The sequence below is a fragment of the Butyrivibrio sp. WCE2006 genome, assembly GCF_000701985.1.
Lineage (GTDB): Bacteria > Bacillota > Clostridia > Lachnospirales > Lachnospiraceae > Butyrivibrio.
On the sequence record NZ_JNKH01000016.1, the window covers coordinates 24,523 to 49,723 of the forward strand.

The 25,201-nt window shown below is 40.1% G+C and carries 21 protein-coding genes and 1 pseudogene; 19 read left to right on the forward strand and 3 right to left on the reverse strand.

Annotation, left to right across the window (positions count from 1 at the left end; all coding sequences use genetic code 11):
• The first annotated feature begins 154 nt into the window (after positions 1-154).
• Together T501_RS22900 and T501_RS11450 are read left to right on the forward strand one after the other, a co-directional pair.
• Positions 155-286 (forward strand): hypothetical protein, encoded by a 132-nt coding sequence (locus T501_RS22900; protein WP_442856369.1) that lies wholly within the window; start codon positions 155-157, stop codon positions 284-286.
• A pseudogene (locus T501_RS11450) lies at positions 250-444 on the forward strand (VOC family protein); the annotation flags it as partial. The gene T501_RS22900 and the pseudogene T501_RS11450, both read left to right, overlap by 37 nt.
• Before the next feature lie 13 nt (positions 445-457).
• Here the strand turns inward: T501_RS11450 and T501_RS20825 are convergent.
• Positions 458-724 (reverse strand): HAD hydrolase-like protein, encoded by a 267-nt coding sequence (locus T501_RS20825; RefSeq protein WP_081843135.1) that lies wholly within the window; start codon positions 722-724, stop codon positions 458-460.
• Between the two features lie 396 nt (positions 725-1,120).
• Between T501_RS20825 and T501_RS11460 the strand changes: the two genes are divergently transcribed.
• From T501_RS11460 to T501_RS11485, 7 genes are all read left to right on the forward strand, one after another.
• Entirely contained in the window at positions 1,121-2,752 is a 1,632-nt protein-coding gene (locus T501_RS11460) for an ATP-binding cassette domain-containing protein (RefSeq protein ID WP_044914969.1), read from the forward strand.
• Positions 2,753-2,870: 118 nt separating this feature from the next.
• Positions 2,871-3,737 carry a YitT family protein gene (locus T501_RS11465; RefSeq protein ID WP_044914918.1) on the forward strand — a complete coding sequence of 289 codons (867 nt, stop codon included), beginning with the start codon at positions 2,871-2,873 and terminating at the stop codon, positions 3,735-3,737.
• Complete coding sequence (locus tag T501_RS11470; protein WP_044914919.1) at positions 3,727-3,996, forward strand: hypothetical protein; 270 nt, start codon at positions 3,727-3,729, stop codon at positions 3,994-3,996. The genes T501_RS11465 and T501_RS11470 overlap by 11 nt, the downstream gene beginning before the upstream one ends.
• Positions 3,997-4,149: 153 nt before the next feature.
• Positions 4,150-4,626 (forward strand): hypothetical protein, encoded by a 477-nt coding sequence (locus T501_RS11475; protein ID WP_044914920.1) that lies wholly within the window; start codon positions 4,150-4,152, stop codon positions 4,624-4,626.
• Between the two features lie 125 nt (positions 4,627-4,751).
• Positions 4,752-4,988: a helix-turn-helix transcriptional regulator gene (locus tag T501_RS11480; RefSeq protein WP_197027953.1), complete on the forward strand. Its 237-nt coding sequence runs from the start codon at positions 4,752-4,754 to the stop codon at positions 4,986-4,988.
• A gap of 70 nt (positions 4,989-5,058) precedes the next feature.
• Positions 5,059-5,232 (forward strand): hypothetical protein, encoded by a 174-nt coding sequence (locus tag T501_RS22905; protein WP_207641191.1) that lies wholly within the window; start codon positions 5,059-5,061, stop codon positions 5,230-5,232.
• Positions 5,216-5,716 (forward strand): DUF2798 domain-containing protein, encoded by a 501-nt coding sequence (locus T501_RS11485; RefSeq protein WP_044914922.1) that lies wholly within the window; start codon positions 5,216-5,218, stop codon positions 5,714-5,716. The genes T501_RS22905 and T501_RS11485 overlap by 17 nt, the downstream gene beginning before the upstream one ends.
• A 210-nt stretch (positions 5,717-5,926) precedes the next feature.
• Here the strand turns inward: T501_RS11485 and T501_RS11490 are convergent, their stop codons facing one another.
• Entirely contained in the window at positions 5,927-7,171 is a 1,245-nt protein-coding gene (locus T501_RS11490; protein ID WP_026510853.1) for a 6-phosphofructokinase, read from the reverse strand.
• A 343-nt stretch (positions 7,172-7,514) separates the two neighbouring features.
• Between T501_RS11490 and T501_RS11495 the strand changes: the two genes are divergently transcribed.
• A complete protein-coding gene (locus T501_RS11495) occupies positions 7,515-9,422 on the forward strand; it encodes an EAL domain-containing protein (protein ID WP_044914923.1) in 1,908 nt (635 codons plus the stop codon).
• 42 nt (positions 9,423-9,464) lie between these two features.
• Here the strand turns inward: T501_RS11495 and surE are convergent, their stop codons facing one another.
• The gene (gene surE, locus T501_RS11500; protein WP_044914925.1) at positions 9,465-10,181 is read right to left on the reverse strand and encodes a 5'/3'-nucleotidase SurE; all 717 of its coding nucleotides are present in this window, start codon (positions 10,179-10,181) and stop codon (positions 9,465-9,467) included.
• Positions 10,182-10,424: 243 nt separating this feature from the next.
• Between surE and T501_RS11505 the strand changes: the two genes are divergently transcribed.
• The 9 genes from T501_RS11505 to T501_RS11545 all read left to right on the forward strand — a co-directional run bounded on the left by T501_RS11505 (position 10,425) and on the right by T501_RS11545 (position 25,186).
• On the forward strand, positions 10,425-11,564 hold the full coding sequence (locus T501_RS11505) for a glycosyl hydrolase family 8 (protein ID WP_044914927.1): 1,140 nt from the start codon (positions 10,425-10,427) through the stop codon (positions 11,562-11,564).
• Between the two features lie 21 nt (positions 11,565-11,585).
• Positions 11,586-12,773 carry an acyltransferase family protein gene (locus T501_RS11510; RefSeq protein ID WP_044914928.1) on the forward strand — a complete coding sequence of 396 codons (1,188 nt, stop codon included), beginning with the start codon at positions 11,586-11,588 and terminating at the stop codon, positions 12,771-12,773.
• A gap of 272 nt (positions 12,774-13,045) precedes the next feature.
• Positions 13,046-13,915: a transporter substrate-binding domain-containing protein gene (locus T501_RS11515; RefSeq protein WP_044914929.1), complete on the forward strand. Its 870-nt coding sequence runs from the start codon at positions 13,046-13,048 to the stop codon at positions 13,913-13,915.
• A gap of 11 nt (positions 13,916-13,926) precedes the next feature.
• On the forward strand, positions 13,927-15,030 hold the full coding sequence (locus T501_RS11520; RefSeq protein ID WP_050008275.1) for a BMP family ABC transporter substrate-binding protein: 1,104 nt from the start codon (positions 13,927-13,929) through the stop codon (positions 15,028-15,030).
• Entirely contained in the window at positions 15,023-17,572 is a 2,550-nt protein-coding gene (locus tag T501_RS20285) for a response regulator (RefSeq protein WP_050008276.1), read from the forward strand. The genes T501_RS11520 and T501_RS20285 overlap by 8 nt, the downstream gene beginning before the upstream one ends.
• Positions 17,573-17,583: 11 nt before the next feature.
• Positions 17,584-18,900: a GGDEF domain-containing response regulator gene (locus T501_RS20290; protein WP_197027954.1), complete on the forward strand. Its 1,317-nt coding sequence runs from the start codon at positions 17,584-17,586 to the stop codon at positions 18,898-18,900.
• Between the two features lie 61 nt (positions 18,901-18,961).
• The gene (locus tag T501_RS20295) at positions 18,962-21,868 is read left to right on the forward strand and encodes an ATP-binding response regulator (RefSeq protein ID WP_050008278.1); all 2,907 of its coding nucleotides are present in this window, start codon (positions 18,962-18,964) and stop codon (positions 21,866-21,868) included.
• Positions 21,869-22,269: 401 nt separating this feature from the next.
• Entirely contained in the window at positions 22,270-24,588 is a 2,319-nt protein-coding gene (locus T501_RS11540; RefSeq protein ID WP_044914930.1) for an ABC transporter substrate-binding protein, read from the forward strand.
• Positions 24,589-24,805: 217 nt separating this feature from the next.
• Positions 24,806-25,186: a diacylglycerol kinase family protein gene (locus T501_RS11545; protein WP_026510861.1), complete on the forward strand. Its 381-nt coding sequence runs from the start codon at positions 24,806-24,808 to the stop codon at positions 25,184-25,186.
• Positions 25,187-25,201 lie beyond the last annotated feature (15 nt).

Genomic DNA, 25,201 nt, shown 5'->3' on the forward strand with positions numbered 1-25,201 from the left:
ATACTGGAATAGTAGCAGGGGGAAAAGGCAGTTGAGATCGCAAGAAAATTTGATGAAGCTCCTGTCTATGATATTTCCACAGGTGCCAGTCTGTGGCTTAGTAAAGTCACGGAAGATGCACCGGTTGCCTTTGAAGAAACGGGGGCCCTGCGCTATGAAAGCCCTTGAAAAAATATTGAGCGATTTTGAGGCGGATTTTACAGGTGATGTAAAAAAGGCTGCAAAGAGTGTACGGAATTATATGATGCAGAAAAACCTTTGGCCAGGACCGGCTATGCGCATATAGCTTTTTCTATAGGCAGTAAGAAAAAGGTTGATGAACTTACTGAGCAGTTTAGGGCAGATGGTTATGAAGTTGTCAGCGGCCCTCGTATAACAGGAGATGGCTATTACGAGAGCTGTATTGTGGCTGTTGAAGGGAATCAGATAGAGATTACTGTTTGATAACTTAGGGCGTTCAAATCTTCAGAATATTCCCGATTTCCTTTGCCAAATCAACCATGAAATCTGCACCTGAACGCATCATTTCTATAGGGTTGCCGTATCCATAAGTCACAGCGATGCTGTCTACACCCGCACCAACAGCTCCTTTAATATCATAGGCGGTGTCACCTATCATCACGCATTCACTCTTATCCAGTCCATATTTTTCTATGGCAATTTCTATGAGACGCTTTTTATCAGAACTGTGATGAGTGGATAAAGTTAATTGACAATGCATCATTAAATGTTATCATATCATTATAAAAATTTTCAGAAAGAGCACTCATGTGCAAAGGTGAAGAAATGCGGAATTGATAATCATTTTTAAGTTAACACGATTTATGACCTGGGAACAGGTTTGTTTGTGTACGCTTGAAATGATTAGAGCAGATCATCTGACGAAGTATTTTTCGTTTGATGTGAGCTCTGCAAGTCCGACCGTGATGCTTCATTAGTCCGGTGGATTTTGTTATCGCTATAAATTCCTCATTCTTATATATTTGCCGATTGGCTTATATAGGTTTGTTTTAGCGAGTCTGTTTTTGCGTACACATTGTATGCAGAAACAGACTTTTTTTATCATGCAGGATATTCCGTTGGATTTCCTAATTTTGTTTCTGCAAGGAAGGAGGAATATATGGCACAGATAAATGTAACCGGCCTCACTTTTGGATATGAAGGCAGCTTTGATAATGTTTTTGAAAACGTTTCTTTTATGGTGGATACAAATTGGAAACTTGGATTTATAGGGAGAAACGGGAAAGGGAAAACAACATTCCTGAATCTTTTAATGGGAAAATATGAGTATCAGGGAAGTATAACTTCAAATGCATACTTCGACTATTTTCCCTATGTGGTTTCGGAAAATGACCTTGAAAAAACTCCTGATGAACTGATGGAGAAATGGAAGCCGGGGGTTGAGAGCTGGCGAGTAATGTGTGAGCTGCCAAAGCTATCGGTAGAAACTGAGCTCTTGTACAGACCTTTTAAAACCTTAAGTTTTGGAGAAAGAACCAAGATTATGCTTGCTGTTCTGTTTTCCGGAGATAATGATTTTCTGCTTATAGACGAGCCCACAAACCATCTTGATATGGAGGCGAGGGACATCGTCAAAGCTTATCTTGCGGAGAAAAAGGGATTCATACTGGTTTCCCATGACCGAGATCTTTTGGATGCCTGCATAGATCATGTTCTTGTGTTGAACCGGGCTACCATAGAAGTGCAGAATGGCAATTTCTCAACCTGGTGGGATAATAAGGAAAAGGCGGATGCCTTCGCCAGATCAGAAAATGAAAAACATCTGAAGGAAATAGGCAAGTTAAAGGCAGCAGCTGACAGAACAGCAAGGTGGGCTGACAAAAGTGAGAATAGCAAAATAGGATTTGATCCTGTAAAAGAAAATGACAGATCAATATCAACAAGGTCTTTCATTGGTGCAAAGACCAAGAAGATGCAGTCGAGAGTAAAGTCCTTTGAGGATAGAATGAACAGGGAAATCGAAGAAAAAGAAGGCCTCCTTCAGGATATCGAGGAAACTATAGATTTAAAGATCATGCCACTTAAGCACCACAAGGAGAGGCTCATTGAATGCAGAGATTTGTCACTTAAGTACATTGATGGGAATGAAAATGTGATAGAGAATCTGACATTTGAAGTGCTTCAGGGTGAACGGGTTTTTCTCAGCGGTGCGAACGGCAGTGGAAAATCCAGTTTGATAAAGGCGATATTATTTCAAAATGCTAATTTTGCGGGTGGAAATGGTGTTAATGACTTCATGGGAGGATATGATGCCGATGCGGATGTCATCAGGAGAGAAGCTACGGGAAAAAACGGCAGCCATGCTACAGACTCACAGAGTATGGGAAAACTGTCACTTTCCGGTGAACTTAAAGTTGCCTCCGGACTTAAGATATCCTACATAAACCAGGACACTTCTCATTTGAAGGGGAGCTTAATGGAGCATGCACAAAAAAATGGATTGGATTACAGCCTTCTTCTTGCTATTTTACGGCAGCTTGATATGAACAGGGAACAGTTTGCCAAGAATATTGAGGACTTTTCAGAGGGACAAAAGAAAAAGGTGCTCATAGCATCAAGCCTTCTTACACCTGCTCACCTTTACATCTGGGACGAACCGCTAAATTATATCGATGTGTTTTCAAGAATGCAGATAGAAAGGCTTATTGAGAAATATGCACCCACTATGCTTCTTGTGGAGCATGATGTAAGGTTCAGAGAAAAACTTTCATCAAAAGAGATTTTCCTATGAGGACCAAATTAAAAGATAAAGTTTGGAATTACAGCTTTTATATTTGTATTGTAATATTTTAGCTGTATAATTATAGCGCAAAATCTTGATAAATTGGCTATTGAAGAGGTAAAAGTTAATGAAAAAAGTTGCACTTATAAAAGAAATATTGATTTTAACACTGGCTACTATAATAATCGGAGCAGCGGTTTTCTTTTTCCTTATGCCGAGTCATGCATCTGTCAGCAGCATATCGGGATTATCAATTGTACTGACAAATTTTATACCGCTGTCGGTTTCAGCCATAACAATGATACTCAACGTATTTTTGCTGATCATCGGTTTTATCACCTGCGGTACTGAGTTTGGATATAAGACTGTATATACGTCTATTTTATTGCCTCTGGTGATTGGAGTATTTGAGAAGACATTTCCGGATTTCACCTCATTTACAGGGGATGCAACTCTTGATGTTGTGTGCTATATATTCTTTGTAAGTATAGGAATTGCGATTCTTTTTAACAGAAATGCGTCCTCAGGCGGGCTTGATATTGTGGCAAAAATCATTAACAAGTATCTAAGAGTGGATCTAGGTAAAGCAATGTCAGCAGCCGGACTGTGCGTAGCTGCTTCGTCAATACTTGTCTATGATGCCAAGACCCTGATACTCAGCATTCTGGGTACATATTTTAACGGTGTCATTCTGGACCACTTCATTTTTGATCAGAAGCTCAAGAGGAGGGTATGCATTGTTTCTCCTTTTGAAAAGGAAATAAGAAACTTTATATTGAATGAGCTTCACAGTGGAGCAAGTATATACAAGGCTATCGGTGCATATCGAATGCAGGAGCACAACGAGATCATAACCATCGTGGATAAGAGTGAATTCCAGAAATTGATGGCATTTATTGATAAGGTGGATCCACAGGCTTTTGTTACTGTATATAAGGTTAGCGAAATGCAGTACAGATCCAAATCCATGCCGGAGAGGATTTTTGAGGATTGATAATGTAAAGAAGGTAATGCAATACGCTTATATCTTTTGCAATGATCTTTTCAAATGCAGCAGCTATGTCCACACAGATAATCACAGGACACCTTGTGGGAGCCGGAAAAAACTGATGAAGCAGTTACTGTTCAGACAGCTCTGCGCACTTGCTGCGCTGAGCGTGAGAATGTTCTACGTCTTGAATATAGGATTTGCCCCTTTGCCGAAGGCAACTGGAATGGGCAAATCCAGTTGCTGTGAGCACCGTAAGGTGTGAACAGTAACATGAAGCATACAAAAGACCTGAAAAAGGTACTATATATTTTTAATCATGCGTATGTTAATTTCATAGTAGGAACACGTTTATTGCACTCGATATATCGTTTGCTGGTAATTGCTGGTGCAGCGATTTTTACAAAGGAGCTTATCTATGAAAAAGAATATACGCATGATTTTGCTTGGAGAACTACTGCTTTTCATAATTCTGTTTACTGTTCTTATGGTAGGAGGAAGTTATGGGATGTCAGCTGTATGGTGGTTTCTTGATCTTCCGTCACTTCTGATTATCCTGTTGGTTTTTATCCCGGGACTTATGATCATGGGAGAGTGGAAGGATTTTCTTAAATCCTTTTCTGTGGGGATTAAGGAGTATCGCCTTCTGGAACTTAAGAACATAATAGGAGCTGTGGATGCAGCTCAGAAACTGACTGTATTTGCGGCTCTTTTTGCTATTATTATTTCAGGTGTGCTGATTCTTGGACACATTGATGATCTGTCGCTGATTGGACCTAATCTGGCTGTATGCTTCCTGTCAGGATTATATGCGGTTATCATTGAGTTCTTTCTTCTTCCATTAAAGCTTAATGCTGAGCGGAAAATGAATGAAGAAATGGATCTTGGTGAGTGATAGAATTTTAACCGGCATCGTTCATAATAGATATGTGTGGTGCTATAATGATATATAGTGAAAATATATACTAAAAACAGTTTAATTGCCCAGAGAACCTGGCAATACAAAGATAATAAATGGTTATGAAAATGAAAGATCCGGGTATAACAAAAGCGAAGTATCTTCAGGTGGCCGGCAGTTTTGGACTTACCAAGAGAGAGCTGGAGCTTGGATACTTAAAGGTACATGGCTTTTCAAATAGAAGAATTGCATATATGCTTGGTATTTCTGAACAGACAGTAAAAAATCATTTTACTCATATATACGAAAAGGCGTGGGTTCCCGGACGAAAGGAATTCATTGCGTTGTTTTTACAGTGAATATTATTTATATAGGAAGGCAGTGACTTGAATAAAAAAGGTATTACATGAAAAATTAATATCTGTTATAATGGCATCCGTATCGGCTCTGCAAAGAGAATCGATATCAGTAATAATAAATATCGAAGATGTAAAGCTGGTATCATTGGAAACGAAACACCTTACGGGTGATAACGAACAACACGCCTTAGGTCTTCCCCTGGTAAAGAGAAAGGAGAACCCCGGGTATGTTACCACAGAATAAGTTTCAGGATGTTATTTTCACAATATTAATGGCCGCCGTTATGGTCTATGCAATGATTTGCTACAACATTTCGCTAAATGTAGGCGGAATGCAGAATTTTGTATTTCTTGCAGCCTTTAAGGAAATGATAATCATGTTGCCTGTTGCAGTAGCTATAGAGCTTATATTTGTTGGAAAGCTTGCGCAGAAGCTGGCATTTAGATTTGTCACTCCGGGAAAAGACCCAATGATCATGACGATTCTTGGTATTTCCGCAATGAGTGTTGTTCTTATGTGTCCCTGCATGAGCCTTGTGGCTACATTCCTTTTCAAGGATGCAGGCTTTGAGTTCATTGCTGTATGGATTGAGACAACAATAAAGAATTTCCCCATGGCACTTTGCTGGCAGATATTCTTCGCAGGACCTGTTGTACGTGGAATTTTTGGATTCTTTGTAAAAAAGTTTTCTAAGAATAGCATGGTAGAAGTCAAAAAGGCAGCCTGATAAATGAAATGAATAAAACAATTAGTAAAATCGCCAACCATTTGGAAATCTATATTTCCTGATGGCTGGCGATTTTTTGACTAGTGCTGCTGTCATTAAATACCTCGACTTTTTTTATTTGATGACAGTAGCACTAGATGCGGCGCCTGAAGACAATACAGCATATCTTAGAATTGGTAGAAATAGTCCAAGTGATTGTAAGATGCTGTACTATCCCAAAATTGAATTCAGATGTGATATATCCAGATATTTCGGAAGCCCGTTTTCGTAAACCTGCTGAACCTCACCTGCAATGAGAGGCTTAAGGTAATCTACAAATTCAGAAGTTATATCATTGCCTTCTTTTGTTATCCAATCTGTCGGAACTGATTTTGCTTCGTTGGCTATATTTTTAATCTGGGCATAGCTATAATCCACTTTGTAGGGATCATTGCTTATTCTGTTCAGGACAACCATACATCCTGTCTGTCCTTCTTCAGACAAAGCTACAGCTTTTTTACCCTGTGCAAAAGATTCATCAAGATCGGTTTTACTTGCCATGTGTGCTGCACATCTCTGAAGTACATTGATCTCCACTGAGCGTACCTTTACATCAATGTTCTCTTTTATAAGGAACTCAAGAGCTTTACCTGCGCCGGAGAGCTGCTGATGTCCAAAGGTATCGGCCATTGCCTTGCTGGATGTGATATAGTTGCCTTCCTTATCTCTTATACCCTCAGATACTGCAACTATTACATTATTGCGCTTGGAAAGCTCGCTGCGGACATCTATAAGGAACTGCTCCTTATCAAAAGGAACCTCCGGAAGGTAAATAAGGTGAGGCGCAGATGAATAACCGTTTCTCGCAAGAGCTGATGCTGCGGTAAGCCATCCTGCGTCACGTCCCATGATTTCCACGATGGTAACTGACTTGACTGCATAAATGAAGGTATCATGAGCAATCTCTAAGACAGAGCTTGCTATATACTTGGCAGCAGAGCCAAAGCCCGGGGTGTGATCTGTAGAGCACAGATCATTATCGATAGTCTTGGGAACACCGATTATCTTTATGTCTGAACCTATTTCCCTGGCATAATTTGAAAGCTTTAAGACAGTATCCATGCTGTCGTTACCACCTATATAGAAAAAGGCTCCAATATTATGTTTTCTAAATTGTGAAAAGATAAAAGAATATGAAGAATCATCATCCCTGTATTCCGGGAGTTTATATCTGCAGCTTCCTAAATACATGGCAGGTGTGTGAGTTAAAAGGGTTATAAAATCAGAATCGCTTTGAGCTTTTGCGGTAAGATCCAGATAATTCTCAGATAATACGCCCAGGATTCCATTTATGGCTCCATAACATCGGTCATAGTTTTTAGATTCGATGGTAGCGCTAACCACTCCTGCAAGACTGGCATTGATAGCAGAAGTAGGTCCTCCTGATTGTGCAACAAGAACATTTTTATTGTCCATTAACAAGACTCCTCAATTTTTGCTTTAATTCTATCACTTCAAAATTCTGATGTCACTATGAAATACTTGATAAATGCAGTATTTATGCGGTTTATATAGTTTTACGAAACATTTGGCGTCTTTTTCGTTAATGTGCATATATTGCTATTTTTGTTCATTATAATGTGGATCAAAGAGAGCTTATTGGAAATCCCGTGGCAGATTCCTATGCTGTGAGCACCACAGCGATTAAACAACTAAGATTTAATAGTTATTTAATATAGGAATCATCAAATGTTTATGCCTCCTTTGCAGCTTCTTTGATACAATACGATTGTAGAAAAGTTGTGCAGGAGGCATTATTGTGAATTGGGAGTTTAGCTATGTAATTCCTAGCTTTCTGGTACTGATCATAGTGATGGGATATTATTATTCATTGCCCAGATTACCGATAAGGCTGAATAAAGTATTTCTTACAATAATGATAGCTGAAGGCTTAGTGATAATAACCGACATGATTTCCAGCTGGGCGGATAATGAGTATAAATTATTACCTGCCTGGCTTTTAGTCGCTCTAAACACCATGTTTTTTATCACTTTTCATGTTCGAACCTATCTGTTTTTTGAAATCACACTTGTACTTCTCAGAGCATTTAATCTGAGGAGTAAACTAAGCGTCTTGCTTATGAAAATTCCGTTTATTCTCACTGAACTTATAACCATTATAGGTGTTTATACAGGATACGTTTTTTATATTGATGGTACGGGATATCATCGAGGTCCTCTTCATTACATTGTTTATGTATGTCTCTATTTTTACTTGGGAGCATCATTCCTTTATATTTTAAAAAATTGGGACAGAATCAGGCGCAGGCAGGAGCGAGTGAGCATAATAAGTATTAATGTTATTCTTTTTATTGGTTCATTTGCCAGAATATTACTGCCGCAGCTGCTGCTGTATGATACATTCTGTCTTATGTCCACACTTGTTATTTACCTGTCATACGGAAATCCGGAGTTTTATCTGGAAAGAAGGAATATGACTTTTAATAACAAGGCACTAAGGACCTACATTGAAGAAAATGAGGGTCGGGGTCAGTATAAAATCCTGTCTTTTGTTCTACGTGATTATCATGATTTGCGGGAAATCTATGGAACAGTGCAGATGAATCAGGGAATAGCACTGATTTCAGCCTATCTTAAGAAAAATTACCCGGATTTTTTAGAGTTCTATTATCAGAATGGACGGTTTGTTTTGCTTGGTGATAAGGATATGGAGTGGGAGGATATCCATGAGGAACTGAGACACAGATTTATGCTTCCGTGGAAATCAGGTAATTCCGAACTGTATCTGGAAGCCGGTTTTGCGTATATGGATTTTGAGGAGGGCTATACATCAGCTGATGTTGTCTTAAATACAATAACCATCATGTTGGAAAAGGCTAATAAGCTCGGAGATGATTATAACATCCTTACCGACGATGATCCCTTGGGAGAGTACGAGGAGAGATTGTACTTAAAGCGTACCATGGAAAATGCCATCGATAAGAAAGCGGTGGAAGTATTTCTTCAGCCAATCATTGACGCAAAAAAGAGAACTCTTGTAGGTGCTGAGGCACTTGCAAGAATAAGAGACAGTGAAGGTAATATAGTTCCTCCCGGAGCATTTATTCCCATAGCGGAGCAGAATGGAAGAATAAATCAGCTTGGAGAGCAGGTTTTTGAAAAGGTCTGTGAGTTTATAGCAGATAATGAAATGGACAGAATGGGTATGAAATTTATCAATGTAAATCTTTCGCCTATTCAGTTCATGAGATCTGACCTTGGAAGAAGATTCCTTACAGATACACACAAGTACGGTATTCCCCCGGATAAAATACATTTAGAGATAACAGAGGAAGCAATAATAGACGATCAGCTTATGGATAAGCAGATTCAGATCATGCAGAAGGAAGGTTTTAAATTTGTTCTGGATGATTATGGAAAAGGGTATTCCAACCTGAACAGGCTAAAGAAAGGACCGTTCATAAACGTTAAGCTTGATATGGAAGTAGTATGGGATTATTGTGCTACTCCCGATCACATAATTCCTATGATGGTAGAAGCTTTCAAAAAAATGAATTTCAGTATAACAGCCGAGGGAATAGAGACTGAGGAAATGGCAGTAAAGATGACAGAAATTGGCTGTGATTATCTGCAGGGCATGTTGTTCTCATACCCTGTTCCGATGGATGAGTTTATAAGAAAATATGGAAAAACAGATGAGACCTGATATATGGCCCCATCTGTTTTTAATTTCATAGAAATTCTTATTTTAACCGATATTATTTACTATTCCAAATGAAATATAGTTTTCAATCAGGGCTCTGAAGTCAGTGCCTTCTTCACATTTCTCGTTATAAATCCCATCTACCATGAGGCGAACTCCTCCGCCCTCAAAGTGTTCTACTACCTTGTATCTGTCTTTGTAAAAAGTACTTCTTGAAACGGCGACATTTTTTCTTACGCCTTTGAATTCCGACAAGGGACATCCGGGGAAATTAATATTTACAATCTGGCCGTAATCAAGCTTTACCTCAAGGGCTTCCTTTATCATATCCTTAAGACAGGCATTGGTTACTTCGTGGACATCATCGATATTTTCAGACAATGCAACAGCATGAAGCCCCTGAAAGGCGGCTTCAAATGCGGCGCCTGCTGTGGCTGAATACTGAATGTCGGTTGCGGCGTTGTAGCCATAGTTTATTCCGGATAATACGTAATGCGGCTTTTTAGGCATTACGTTAAGGCTTCCAACCCTGACACAATCTCCCGGTGTTCCGCTGCAGGAATATGCATGAACGCCTTCGACCGGAAAATCATGTGGGAAAACATCTATGGGTTCCCTTAGTGTTATGCTGTGTGATGCGGCACTTCTCTGATGAGCCGGGGCCACAACCCATACTTCGCCAAAATCCCTGGCAGCCGCTGCAAGGCGGCGAATTCCGCCGGCATCTATTCCATCATCATTAGTAATAAGAATTCTTTTCATGAACGTATCCTCTTCTTTGTGTATTGGCACGATTACTTCGTAATCCTGCCCTATCGGTCGGAACCATTCCGAATCATGACTTCGTCATGATGGTTCCTCCTTGTGAGTTGATTTTTTTTGATTATACCCTAAAAATGCTAAATAGCAAGAAACAACAAGGAAATAAGCAACATTATGACAGACAACAGACTCTAATAATGGGATTATTAATCATAAGTAAAACAATATGGGAAAGGATGGAAAATGGGAGCTTATAAAACAGGTAATTACAGAAATTTACTTAAAGAAATCGGTAAAAGCGATGCCGAAATAAAGGCCCGGATCGAAGAAGCCGTACAGACCTTTTTCTATGACGAGAATGAGCGTATATACCATGATGCCGGAGAGGATATGGGATACCTCACTGACACCGGCAATAACGATGCCAGGACAGAGGGTATGTCCTACGGCATGATGATGTGCGTTCAGCTTGATATGAAGAAGGAATTCGATCGCATCTGGAAATGGTCAAAGACCTATATGTTCATGGATGAGGGCGAAAACGAGGGCTATTTTGCCTGGTCCTGCCAGACTGACGGAACAAAGAATGCCTATGGTCCTGCTCCTGATGGAGAAGAGTTCTATGCCATGGCATTGTTTTTTGCATCCCACAGATGGGGCGACGGTGAAGGAATATTCGATTACAGCAAGCAGGCAAGAGATATCCTGAGCGCATGTCTGCACAAGGGTGAAAACGGCAGACAGGGAGCACCTATGTGGAACAGGGATAACGGACAGATACTGTTTGTTCCGGGAAGTCCGTGGACAGATCCTTCATATCATCTTCCGCATTTCTATGAACTGTTTGCATTGTGGGCTAATGAAGAGGACAGGGAATTCTTCAAAAGAGCTGCAAAGGTCAGCAGAGAGTATCTTGTGAAGGCATGCCACGGTAAAACAGGTTTAAATCCAGAATATGCAAACTTTGACGGAACACCTATGGACAAGGAACTTCCCTGGGGAATTTTTTGTGATTTCTTTAGTGATGCCTACAGAACTGCAGCAAATATAGGGCTTGATGCAGTCTGGTTTGGCGAGGATGAGGGACAGCTTAGTGTACCTCTTAAAATGATGAATTTCTTTGGAACTGATCTGGAGGCTGTAAGATGTGCATACAAGATTGACGGTACACCGCTTGAAAAACCGGTGCTTCATCCGCTTGGACTTTTGGCAACCATGGCACAGGGGGCTCTTGCGGCAGCAGATGAGGATTTTGAAACCGCTAAAAAATGGGTAGAGTGGTTTTGGAATCAGCCACTTAGAAAGGGCCAGCGCAGATACTATGACAATTGCCTTTATATGTTTGCGCTTCTTGCACTTTCAGGTAATTATAGAATCTATTAAAAAAGGGGAGGTTTTTAAACAATGGGGAAACAACTAATTTATTCGGTGTATTTTATACTGCCGATCATTTTGCTTTGGGGGGCAAAACCTACAAAACGGGGCGAGTGGAATGACAGCTTTGCGCTTGATCAGACAAAGGTATTCCAGGGATTTTTGACAATTTGCATCATGCTTCATCACATAGGACAAAAGACCTGTGCTTCATGGCTTTTTCCTAAAAGCAGAATAATACCGGGACTGGAGTTCTTTGTTCCGATAGGATACATTTTTGTTTCATTTTTCCTGTTCTTCAACGGATACGGGGCATACAAGAGTTATCACACAAAGAAGAATTATCTTAATGGTTTTGTGAAAAAGAGAGTGTTGCCGGTAGTCCTTTCACTTTACTCCACAACTGTGATTTTCTTTATTGCAAGACTCTTAGTTGGTGAAAAGATGGATCTGCCCGGAGCGCTTTTGTATCTGTCAAGCATTAAGCTCTGCAATCCTAACACATGGTACGTAATTGTACTTCCGTTCTTCTACCTGGCTTTTTATTTTTCATTCAGATTTATTAAGAAGGATGGGGTTGCAGTAGCTGCTACTACAGCATTTGTGCTTCTTTACATTCTGGTTGGAACAAGCATAGATCACAACGATTACCTTATCAGAGGTGAATGGTGGTGGAACTGTGTTCACATGTTCCCGATCGGAATCATATTTGCTAAGTATGAGGATAAGATCATTCCTCACCTTAAGAAATACTACTGGGTATATGCCATTGTAGCTGTTTTGGCGGTTTATCCTTTATATCTGTATTCAGTATACGCACAGGATGCATTCTCATATTATGGTGAGAACTTCTTTGCGCCTGACAAGGTAATGAGAAGAAGACTGACACTCCTTAGCCAGGTGTTTGTGACTACTGATTTTGTTTTTGCAGCACTTCTTCTTGGCATGAAGGTGAAGATAGGAAACAGGTTCTTAAGATTTATGGGAACAATAACCCTTGAGTTCTATCTGATACACGGACTGTTTGTAGAACTTTTTGATCATACCTTTGACGGAGGAGTACCCTCTCCATTCCCGATCAGAAATGTATTCTTGTATGTAATTGCCGTGTTTGCACTGGGTTTACCTTCAGCTATTCTTTTAAAGAAGCTTCATCAGGTTATACTGGGCACCGGAAAAAAGAAAGCAGAAAATAAACTTCTAAATAAGGCTTCTTAGAATATTGGGCGATTTTTCCATAGTACGTTCAAAAAGTAATGACTTCTTGCGGGCAAAAGCGGAAATCGCAGGCAATAAAATTTAATATACCGGTAAGGGTAATCGACACATGAAAACCATCATACATGAGGCTGCAAAGGCAGGCATGTACGATGGTTTTTTTATCGTAACTTAATGTCTTGTTTATCACAATTTTATAGGAATGGGAGATAATAAATTTATGATGATTATTAACATGTCACAAGCATGTCCATTTTTAAGAGGATTGATTTATGAGAAAAAGAGTGCTCTCTACATTACTTATTGTAGCTCTTTCAACACTTATGCTGGTAGCCTGCTCAAATAAGAAGGATTCACTTGTGGGCTCTGATGCTAAGGCAGGAAACAGTACTGTCAAAGTTATAGATATTCTTTTGACAGAGGAAGAGTATGGAATCGGAGTTGATAAGAATAAGCCTGAATTATTGGAGGCTATTAATAGTTTTATAGAAGAAGGATTAACCAATGGCAAGTATGAAGAAATAACCGGCCATTATTTTGGTGGTGAAGGGGAGCCTGTTCCGATATATTCAGCTAATAAAGATAATTCAAAGGATCAGCTTATCGTTGCAACAACAGGAGATTTTGAGCCATTTGATTACGATGATGGGGATAAACACTATGGCATAGACAAGGAACTTATAAATGCTATAGCTGAAAGTCTGGGAAAAGAGCTTGTGCTTGAGTATATAAATTTTGAAATTTTATTTGCCACTGTAAATCAGGGAAAATGTGATGTCTGCATAGCAGGCATAACGATAAACGATGAGCGCAAGGAATATGTGGACTTTTCTATTCCCTACTTCCATGCAGGGCAATGTCTTGCCACCAGAAAGGATAATACAGAACTGGATTATGCCAAGACTTTGGAGGATATAGAGAAAAAGCTGTTGGAATTTGATGAGAATGTGGTTATTGCTGTAGAGACAGAAACGACAGGCGAAGATTATCTTAATGGTAAGGAAGGGACCTTTGAAGGCGTTAAGTGCAAAATACTAAGATGTCCCACTTTGAGGGACTGTCTTATAGAACTTAATAATGGAAACGCCGATTATGTAATAGGAGATTCTGCAGTATTAAAGTATCTTATTGCCAATGGATGAGAAAATGAAACATGAGAAAAATTAGAGACTACATCGGAATTATAATTTTCATAATTATGTTGGTAGTTCTATTAGGCCTCCTGGCAGGCCTTATTTCCATGTATAAACCCGCCAAAAAAAAGCAGATTATGGTTGGGGCGGTATTTATTGATGACATTGATGACGACGGATGGAATGAGGGGCATTACAACGCTATTCTTGCGTCCTGTGAGGAATACAATTACAAATTGCATATTGTTACAAATGTCAAGGAAACTCTCGCTGATACAGAAAAAGCTGTTGATCAGTTGGTAGAAAATGGTTGTAATGTCATTTTTCTTACAAGTGGCGGTTTTGGTAAGGAAGTATATCCGGTATTTGAAAAGTATGAGGATGTGCAGTTTTATACTATAGCTGCAGATTCAGAGCCGTCTAATGCAATCTCATATTTCCTTAGAATTTATCAGATGCGCTATCTTTCCGGAATACTTGCAGGAATGAAAACGAAGAGTAATGTACTTGGATTTGTTGCTGCTTCAAATACGCCGCAGGCTAACAGGGGAATAAATGCATTTTTACTCGGGGCCAGAAGCGTGAATCCTGATGTTGTTGTTAAAGTCAGATTTCTTGGGACCTGGACTGATGCAGAGGCCGAAGAAAAGGCGGCCAGAAGACTCATATTGGAGGATGGTGCCGATGTAATAACATATCATGCAAGCATCCACACTGCTGTGGATGCTGCGGAAGAGCTGGGAGTGTATTCAATCGGCTATAACAATCATAATACAAGCTATTCAGATAATTATCTGGCATCAATTCTATGCAATTGGGATGTTTTATATGGTGAGATATTAAGTGATTTTACAAAAGGAAATATTTCTGACGACAAGTATTACTGGAGAGGAATATTGTATGATGCAGTGGGACTTTCTGAGCCATCCGATGCGGTCACGGAAGAGATGAAAGAACTTGTAAGAGAGCGAAGAAAACAGCTGAATCAGGCTAACGATGTGTTTAGAGGAGATCTTATCAGCAACGAAGGAAAAGTAATGTGCAGACAGGGAGAAAGGATAACTGACGATGCTCTCCTTCATAGAATGAACTGGTTTTTGGAAGGAGTGGAAATATATGATTAAGAAACTCCGTTATTTAAATAATCAGATCATGGCTGTGCTGGCAATCTCTCTGCTGGTTTTGGTAATGCTTGGTGCTTTTCTCTATATGAGTATAACCAGTCATGTGGATGAAATCACAAAAAAGCTCCTGGCAGATTCGGCTAAGGCTGCATCGAATTACTATCAGAAAGAGCTTATGACAGAAATGAGAACCTTAGAGCACATTTCAATTATTCTGGATGATAAAAATCCTGACAACCAGACTTCAAATATTGAACGTACAAAAACTCTGATAAACGATGTTTTTGACAAAGAACCCAGTGTTTTGGTTGGGGTTATAGATGCAGACGGCAAAGCTATTATTGGAGAAGACTTATCTATTTCAGAATATCAGGGCATTCTTTATACTTTGTGCGGAATAGCAAATGTAAGCTACTTAAAGACCGGAGCAATTCTGTTTTCTTATCCGGTATTGAATGGGGATAATGTTCACTATGCAGTTTACGCGATGTGCTCTGCTTCATATATCAGGAAATATCATAATCTTGGAACCTTCAATAATATTGGAAATGTATCTCTTATTACTAAAGATAATGATGTGGTAATTTCGTTTAACAATAAGGAGGAAGGTGACGAGGCGTTTTATAACAGCAATTCTGTAAGAGAAGTATTTAAGAAGCTTAGGGTCGGACAAAAAAGTGAATCCGTAAATGTTGAAAAAGTGGAAACCGTTAAAGGAGAACTGCTCTTTTATACTGCTGAAATAAAAGACACACCATTTGTGCTGGCAGGTACTATTGATTATGAAACAGCTGCAGGAGAGATGGATACACTGGTGTGGTCGATAATGAGTGCATATGGTTTGTTCGTGTATCTTGCTATGATACTGGCTATTTTCCTGATCATATCTTCTGTTAAGGTACGTGAGAGTGACGAGCTTAGAAATGCCAAGCAGGTGGCTGAGAAAGCATCTAAGGCGAAGGGTCTTTTCCTGGCAAATATGTCTCATGAGATCAGGACTCCCATTAATGCGATTCTTGGTATGGATGAAATGATACTGAGAAATACCAGGGATAGAAAGTTGATTCAGTACGCATACAGTATTAAGAGCTCTGCCAATTCCCTACTCTCACTGGTCAGTGATATTCTTGATTTTTCGAGACTCGAGGCAGGGAAACTAAAGCTTCGTAACGAGCCATATCACTTTGCATCTCTGCTCACGGATGTCATTGTGATGATCAAAGACAGAGCTGACTCGAAGGGGCTTTACTTTAACATCGCCGTAAATAAAGAAATGCCTGATCAGCTTGTGGGTGACAATACCAGAATCAAACAGGTAATCATAAATCTGCTTACAAATGCCGTGAAGTATACCAATACCGGCGGTGTTAATCTGGGTGTTGATTTCATAAAAGTTAATGAAAATGAAATAGATCTCAGCGTAAGCGTCAAGGATACAGGAATAGGACTTAAGCAAGAGGATTTGGACAAGATATTCCTTGCGTTTGAGAGATTTGATGAAAAGAAGAACAGTACTGTTGAAGGCACCGGTCTTGGAATGAGTATTGTTAAGCAGATACTGGATGCCATGGGCAGTAATATTCATATTAACAGTATCTATGGTGTAGGAAGTGTGTTCTCATTTGTCATCAGGCAGAAGGTAGCAGATTGGGAACCCATAGGGGACTATGAGGATACTTCAGAGAAAGCCGCAGAACTTGAAGTATATAAGCCGGGACTGTATGCACCCACAGCCAGAATACTGGCAGTAGACGATATGGAAATAAACTTAAGAGTTGTCAAGGGACTGCTTGAGCAGACGGCTATAGTTGTGGATACAGCACTTAGCGGAAAAGAGGCACTGGAGCTTATTGCCAATAATAAGTATGATGTCATGCTTATCGATCACAGAATGCCAGAAATGGATGGCATTGAACTTTTGAACCGTATCAGGAATAACGCAGATAACCCCAATAAAGATTGCATTTGCATAGCACTTACTGCCAATGTAACTGAAGGAGTAAGGGATATGTATATAAATGCAGGCTTTAATGATTATCTGGAAAAGCCTGTCAGCGGAACGGTGCTTGAGGAAACACTTCATCAGTACATTCCTGCAGAAAAGCTTGAGAAGATTGAAGGAGACGAGGATGAAACATCTGAAGCAAACAAAAATCCTGGTGCTTCAGAAGGAAATGAGAATGCACCTGAGGATAAACTGGGATCTATCCGCGATAAGGGAATCTTTGACATAGAAACCGGAATCGACTATGCAGGAACAGAGGATATGTATATTGATACTCTCAGGTTTTTCAGAGATACGATTGAAGAGAAGGCTGATGAAATAGAGAGCTTATACTACAAAGAAAATATTGAGGACTATACGATCAAGGTTCACGCGCTGAAAAGTTCAGCGAAACTGATTGGAGCCAATGATTTATCCGAGCACGCCAAACGTCTTGAAGAAGCAGGAAAGAGCGGAGATTTGGATTATATCAGAAACAATACCTACGATCTTCTTACAGAATTTCGCAATATAAGGGAGTTATTAGAAAAAATCTGATGGATGAGAATATGAACAATAAAAAGATTCTGGTTGTGGATGATGATGATATTGTCAGGATGATCACGGTCAGGATGCTTAAAGGAAATTACAATATTATAACTGCCGCATCAGGTCAGGAGGCTATAGATCTCTATGAAAAGGAGAGGCCTGATCTTATTCTGTCTGATCTTATGATGCCCGGAATGAGCGGATTTGAGATGATGGAAAAGCTAAGGGAGATGCACAACTTTGTGATCCCTGTAATGTTCATGACGGCATATTCAAGTGATGATGCGGAGAAGAAAGGTCTTGAAGTAGGGGCTGTTGACTATATCAGAAAACCCTTTAAGGCTGAGGTTCTGCTCCACAGGATAAACAATATCATGATGAATCTGGACCGCATAAGAGGACTTCAGAGGCAGGCAGAGATTGAGCCTATGACGGGACTGTTAAACAAGATAACCACCGCCAGGGAAATAGGCATAGTGGCTTCAAGAGGCCGGGGCATTTTCATGATGTTAGATCTTGACAGTTTTAAGCTTGTCAATGATCTGTATGGTCATGAAAAAGGAGACAGAGTTCTCATATGGTTTGCTGATCTTCTCAGGAATATTACAAGATCTTCAGATATTGTGGGAAGAGTTGGCGGTGATGAATTTGTGGTCTTCTGTCAGAATGTCAGAGATGAAAAAATGGTAGCCGAAAGAACAAAGTTTATGAACAGAAAGATCCTTTCTTATGCAAAGGAGCTTCTGGGGGAAGATATGAACATTCCTCTTGGGGTATCTGTTGGAGCTGCCATTTGTCCGGATGAGGGAACTGAATACAGCACACTCTTTAAAAAAGCGGACCAGGCGCTTTATTTAATAAAACAGAGCGGGAAGCATGATTATGCTTTTTATAAACTGGCATCAGATATTGGACAAAATGAGAAAAAAGTTGATGGAATGGATGAAATACACTTTCTTCTTAAGGAGAGGGATGTGAAACGGGGGGCTCTTTTGCTGGAGCTGGAGCAGTTTAAGCTTATTTACAGATATATGATGAGATTCCAGAACAATTACGCCTGGGATGTTCATTTAATAGTTTTCAATATAGAAAAGGAAGGTGCTGCTGAAGAGGAGATAAAGAGGGCTGCTGACCACTTTATGAAGGTTGCGGGATCCTGTCTTCGCGGAAGCGATGCGCTCACCAGATTCGGAGTATCAAACGTACTTGCAATATTCTTAAAGACTACCGATATTGACTGTCAGGTGCCGGTGGACAGAATCAGGGAAAAGTGGGAGCAGGATACAGAAGCTGCAGGATTTACATTCAGCTGGGATAAAGAGTTCATGACTTCTTAAATATTGAGAAAAAAATCCAGAATCCTGCCTATCGCTTTAATACTAATTGCAGGGAGAATCTATGTTTAAAGAGAATACTTCAAGCAATAATAATAATCTGAAAAAATATCTTACCCCTGCAGGTGCCTGGGCACTTGCCTTTGGAAGTAGTGTGGGTTGGGGTTCGTTTGTTATGCCCGGGACTACTTTTTTACCGCTGGCAGGTCCGATAGGAACAGTTATTGGAATGTTGTTGGGCGGACTTGTCATGCTTCTTATTGCTGTGAATTTTCACTATATGATGAATAAGTTCCCTGATGATGGCGGAACCTACGCGTTTTCTAAAAATGTCTTTGGCTATGACCAGGGATTTCTTGGTGCATGGTTTCTTTTGCTTGTATATATGGCTATCGTATGGGCTAATGCCACAGCTATTCCGATAATCTGCAGAAATCTTTTCCCGGGAATACTTGAAAGTGGACCAAGCTATGAGATAGCAGGTTTCCATGTATATGTTTACGAGTCTGTGGTTTCTGCAGCGATAATTGCATTGGCAGGTGGAATCTGCATGTACGGAGGAAAGGTATCTTCCGTTATACAGACTGTTCTTGCATTTATGCTTATTGGCGGAATAGTGCTGACGACAGTTATGATAGCAGGTAAAGGACAGCTGGATATAAGCGCAGTACGTCCGGAATTTGCAGAGGGTAAACCGGTTTATTTTCAGGTGTTCCAGATCATGGCACTTGCACCCTGGGCATATGTGGGCTTTGAATCCATATCCCACTCCACTGAGGAGTTCAGCTTTTCAACAAAGAAGACGCTGCCAATATTTTTCTTTGCACTGCTGGCAGGAGCCGCAGCATATTCTTTCCTTGCAATCATAGCAGTATCTGTGCTCCCCGGAGGCGTATCTGACTGGACTGAATATATAGGCAATCTTGGAAAATATAATGGTCTTGAAGGCCTTCCAACTTTCTATGCGGCTACGACCGCCCTTGGAAATGGGGGCTTTGCCATTCTCGGACTTGCTGTTGCGGCAGGAATACTAACAGGGCTTATTGGTAATCTTATAGCGGGCAGCAGGCTTATCTATTCCATGGCAAGAGATAATCTGTTCCCGAAGTGGCTTACCGGGATAAATGAGAAATATGTGCCCTACAGGGCCATTATGTGCATTACCCTGTTATCGATGGTTATTCCCTTTTGCGGAAGAACAGCAATCAGCTGGATAGTAGATGTCAATACTATAGGCGCAACGCTGGCATATGCTTATACTTCTTATGCTGCATATAAAAGTGCAAAGGATGACAAGGTTTTAAAAGTACAGATTACCGGTATGCTGGGATTTATTATTTCAGTGATATTCACTTTATATTTCCTTATTCCCAATCTCTGGACGGTTGAAGCACTTACATCTCACTCATACCTCATAATTATTCTATGGAGCATTGCAGGCTTCGGTGCTTTTTATTTCATTCTAAAAAGAGATACACAAAAGAGATTCGGACATTCGACAATATCTCTGCTGGCGCTGCTCTTTCTTGTATTTTTCATAAGCATGCTTTGGTTTAGAGAGGTTTCAAGGGATATTGCCCAGGATTCCCTTGATGATCTCAACAATTATCATAATGAGATTATCGCTGCGAGGGGAATTGGCATCAGGGATATTGAGAAGCTGGATATCGATGGATTCATAGAAAAGAAGGTAACGGAAGTAAATAACAAACTCCTGATAAACAGCGTTGTGCAGATGGTTATTATTATGGCTGCCCTCTTTGTAATGTTTTCTGTATACAATACCATGCACCGTAGAGAACGTGAACTGGAGAGACAGAAAATAACTGCTGAGGAAAACAGCAAAGCCAAAAGTAACTTCCTTTCCAATATGAGTCATGATCTGCGGACACCAATGAATGCAATAATAGGTTACACAGAGCTTTCAAAGGACATCGAAAATATGCCGGCGGAAGCCATGGATAATCTGGAAAAGATTGAATATTCCGGAAAGCATCTTCTTTCACTTATAAATGATATTCTTGATCTTGGCCGCATTGAGAGCGGAAAGATGGAACTGGAAATAGAGGATACGGATATAACCGCAGCTATTCAGGAGGTTGATGTAATATTTACGCCTCAAATGAAGACAAAGGGAATTACTTACGAGGTCATTACTGAAAATATTACAAATAAATATGTCAAATGTGATTCTAACCGCCTGAACAGAGTACTTCTTAATCTCATAAGCAATGCTTTTAAATTTACTCCGCAGGGCGGAAATATCACTGTTACACTGCTGCAAAAGGGTGTGGAAGAGAAAAAGGGACGGTATGAGATCAGGGTAAAGGACAACGGTGTGGGAATGAGTCCTGAGTTTGTTGAAAATATCTTTGAGGCTTATTCAAGGGAAAACTCTGCGAATAAGATTCAGGGAACAGGTCTGGGAATGGCTATTACAAAAACAATCATAGATCTCATGAACGGCAGCATAACCGTAAATTCCGAAAAGGGTAAAGGAACCGAATTTATTATTAGTCTCGATTTTGAGATTATCAGGGATGAGGATTATGCAAAGAAGCATGTTCAGGTGGAGGAGGATAAGGAAGACTACAGTAAATACAATATCCTTCTTGTGGAGGATCAGGTGATAAATAAGGAGATAGCTACAAGGCTTTTGAAGAGATTTGGTTTTCGTTATGACACGGCTGAAAACGGTCAGATTGCAGTGGATAAGGTGGCATCCTCTGCTCCGGGAACCTACCAGCTTATCCTGATGGATATTCAGATGCCTGTGATGGATGGATATACTGCGTCCAAGAAGATAAGAGAGCTGGATAATCCGGAGCTTAACAGTATTCCGATAGTTGCCATGTCAGCAAGTGCCTTTGCGGAGGATGTGAAGATTGCAGAGGAAGCCGGAATGAACGGACATATTGCAAAACCTATTGAGGTTAATAAAATGCTGGATACCATACGGAGCCTGGTATAGTAGTGGCTTGTAAAAACAATAAGGAAGAATGCAGACAGAAGATGGTATGATCAAATCAACCTAAAAAAGGCAGGCATTTTTGTCCGAGATTTCGTTACGAAATTTATGACTTCTTGAACGCAAAAAGGTAAAAGCGTTCAAGAATCCTGCGTTCCGCAGGACACGCCCCTCGCTTCGCGAGGGCCTGGTCCAGTACGATTATTGAATTTCTGAGGAAATTCAATAATCTATAGGATTCTAATATAATATATGATATTATTAATTATCTGAATTCCACCTGGAGAATTGGTATAACTCCAGGTGGAACTTGTTCTAAGGATTGTATAGTAAACGCAAATACTTTTGATGATTACTATAGAAAGCCAAATGTTGAGGGGGTTAACAACTAGGAGGCTTTGAGTATGAGAAAAGGGAGATTAGTTAAGGCAGCTGCCATAGGAATGGTATGTTCTATGGCTTTTTTAAGTGCCTGCGGAAAAAAGGAAGGAGTTATTACGGAGGGCGGCGACAGACCTGCGAAGGAATTAGACAAAGATCATGTGTATTCCTTTGAGGATATAGATATTCCAACTGATAAAAACAGCAATGTTTCAAAGGTCTGTGCAAATAAGAATGGTCTGTTTCTTAGCATATATAACTATGATGCTGAGGCAGGGGATATGAAGTTCTACAGATTTCCTTATGAGACAGGCGAGATGGAAGAAGTAGCACTAGGTGATAAGAAAAATACATCTTTTGACAACATGGTTTGCGATGATGACGGTAATATTTATGCCGTAGAATATATTTTTAATGATGAAGATACTGCTGATGAAGCCGCAGATGGTGAGGAGAACGAGGACTACGGATCATCAGATACGGAATACAAGCTGGTTAAGTTTTCTTCCGATGGAAAGGTTGTTTTTGAACAGCCTCTTACAGAGGAAGATTCAGGATCTTACGTCAGCTCAATGGCATACGCTAAGGGGAAAGGTGTGCTGACCTGCTCAGAATCCGGAGTAAGTCTCTATGATGAGAATACCGGTGAAGGCAAAAATATCTACAAGAGAGAAGCCAAAGAAAACACATATTTTGACGGAAATCTTTTCAGAACCAGAAATGACGATGTTTATCTTATTGCAGATGAGGATGGACAGGGAACAACCGTAAGTAAGCTTGATCCTTCGTCAATGACTTTTGCGGACACAGGTGAAGCTTTGCCGGAGGATGTTTATGGCGGTTATGGTTTATATCCAGGTACCAGCTATGATTTTTATAAATATGATAGTAATGGCATCTATGCTTTCAACATAGGAGATAAAAAGTGTACCAAGATCTGTGATTTTACTGCATCAAATGCTCTGGTAGAGATGGTCAACTTTATTGGTGAGACTCCTGATGGGAGACTTCTCATAGAGAATTCTTCAATTGATGGTGGAGTTTTAAGTTATCTCACAAAGGTAGATCCTTCGACTGTTGAAGATAAAGAGATGATAACGCTTGGTACTGTGTACATGGCTGATCAGGTCAGAAAGCAGGTCGTGAAGTTCAATAAGAGCAGTGAGAAATATAAAATAAGCATCATTGATTATGCAGACCTTGTAGAAGAAGAAAATGATGGTGATGACGATTATTCAGATACATACATGACAGGAATCAATAAGCTCAGCCTTGATATCACACAGGGAAAAGCCCCTGACATCATTCTGGTTGATGATAGCATGCCTTTTGAGAGCTATGCCATAAAAGGAGCTCTCGAACCACTTGATCCTTATTTTGAGGCAGACGATGAAATAACAGTAACGGATTATCTGCCAAATGTAATAGAAGCAACTAAGGTCAAGAACCACATGTATTCAGTGATTCCGAGCTTTTATGTGACAACCTGTGTTGCAGCAAAGGATATTATCAAGGATGAAGTTGTTACCCTTGATAATTACAAGGATATATGTGAGAGCTGCGGTATAGACCCTGAGGTTGGTATGGGTATGCTCACAAGAAGTGATGCAAGACAGCTTTATCAGACAATTGGCAGTACTTATGTTAATTATGAAGATGGAACCTGCAGCTTTGATACAGACAGTTTTGTAAAGTTCCTGGAATTTATCAAGCAGCTTCCTGAGAGTGATGAAAACGTTGATTATGAAAAATACGAATCCTACTACAGAGAGAACAAATCACTCTTAAAGAGCTACTGGCTCAGTTCCTTTGAAGATTATCAGGTTCTTAAAAAGGGATATTTTGGAAAGGATATAGTATTTAACGGATTTCCTTCAACAAAGGATGGAAAGTCCTACATCAATCCCATGCTTCAGATTGCTATGAGCAGCGATTGCAAGAATAAGCAGGCTGTGTGGGAATTCATGAAATCCTTCCTGACTGATGATTATCAGAAGAGCATTGAGTGGAGTTTTCCGGTAGAGAAAAAGGCTATTGATGCACTTGCCGAGAAAGCGCAGGAGAATCCTTACTATATTGATTCCAATGGCAAGAAGGTTGAGACAACTTCTGTATGGAGTATAGGAGGAACCGATGTAAATATCGAAGCTCTCTCCAAAGAAGAAACCCAGACAGTGGTTGATTTCATCGAATCTGTGACCAACAGTGACGGCAGAGATGAAAATATCATCAATATAATTGATGAAGAGGCAGCAGCTTTTTACGAAGGACAAAAGAGTGCTGAGGAAGTAGCTGATATAATTCAGAGCAGAGTATCAATATACCTTAGCGAACAGATGTAATAAAGAATTTGGCCCCGGCCTGCATGATGAACAGATATGTTCAACTGCAGTACCGGGGCTTTTTATTTGCGCGGAGCACTTGGCGAGGTATTTTCGAGCCTAGTGATATTTGTTTGCCCGGTGCACTTAGCGAGGTTTTTAGCTGGCTGGTCTGCGCATAGTATTTACCTCATTATTTACTGGAATTATCGCTAATTAGGCTATATACTAATAGTATATGGATAATAAAACACCTAAGAAAAACAAACTTTATAAAAGCTTTGAATATGCTTTTGAGGGGATAATCACCACAATGACCCATGAGCGCAATATGCAGATACACTGCACGGTCGCTGTTCTTGTGATCATTTTTGGTATCATTCTTAAGATTTCCCTTTTGGAGTGGGCATTTTGCGTCCTTTTATTTGCACTGGTGATAAGTCTTGAGCTTGTAAACACCGCTATTGAGGCAGTGGTTGATCTTGTAACAAAGGAGAAGCAGCCGCTTGCCAAAAAAGCAAAGGATGCAGCTGCAGGTGCTGTTCTTGTAAGTGCCATAAATGCGGCGATCATAGGTGGAGTTATCTTTTTCCCAAAACTCTGGGAACTGTTTTTTTAACAAATTTGAGGAGGG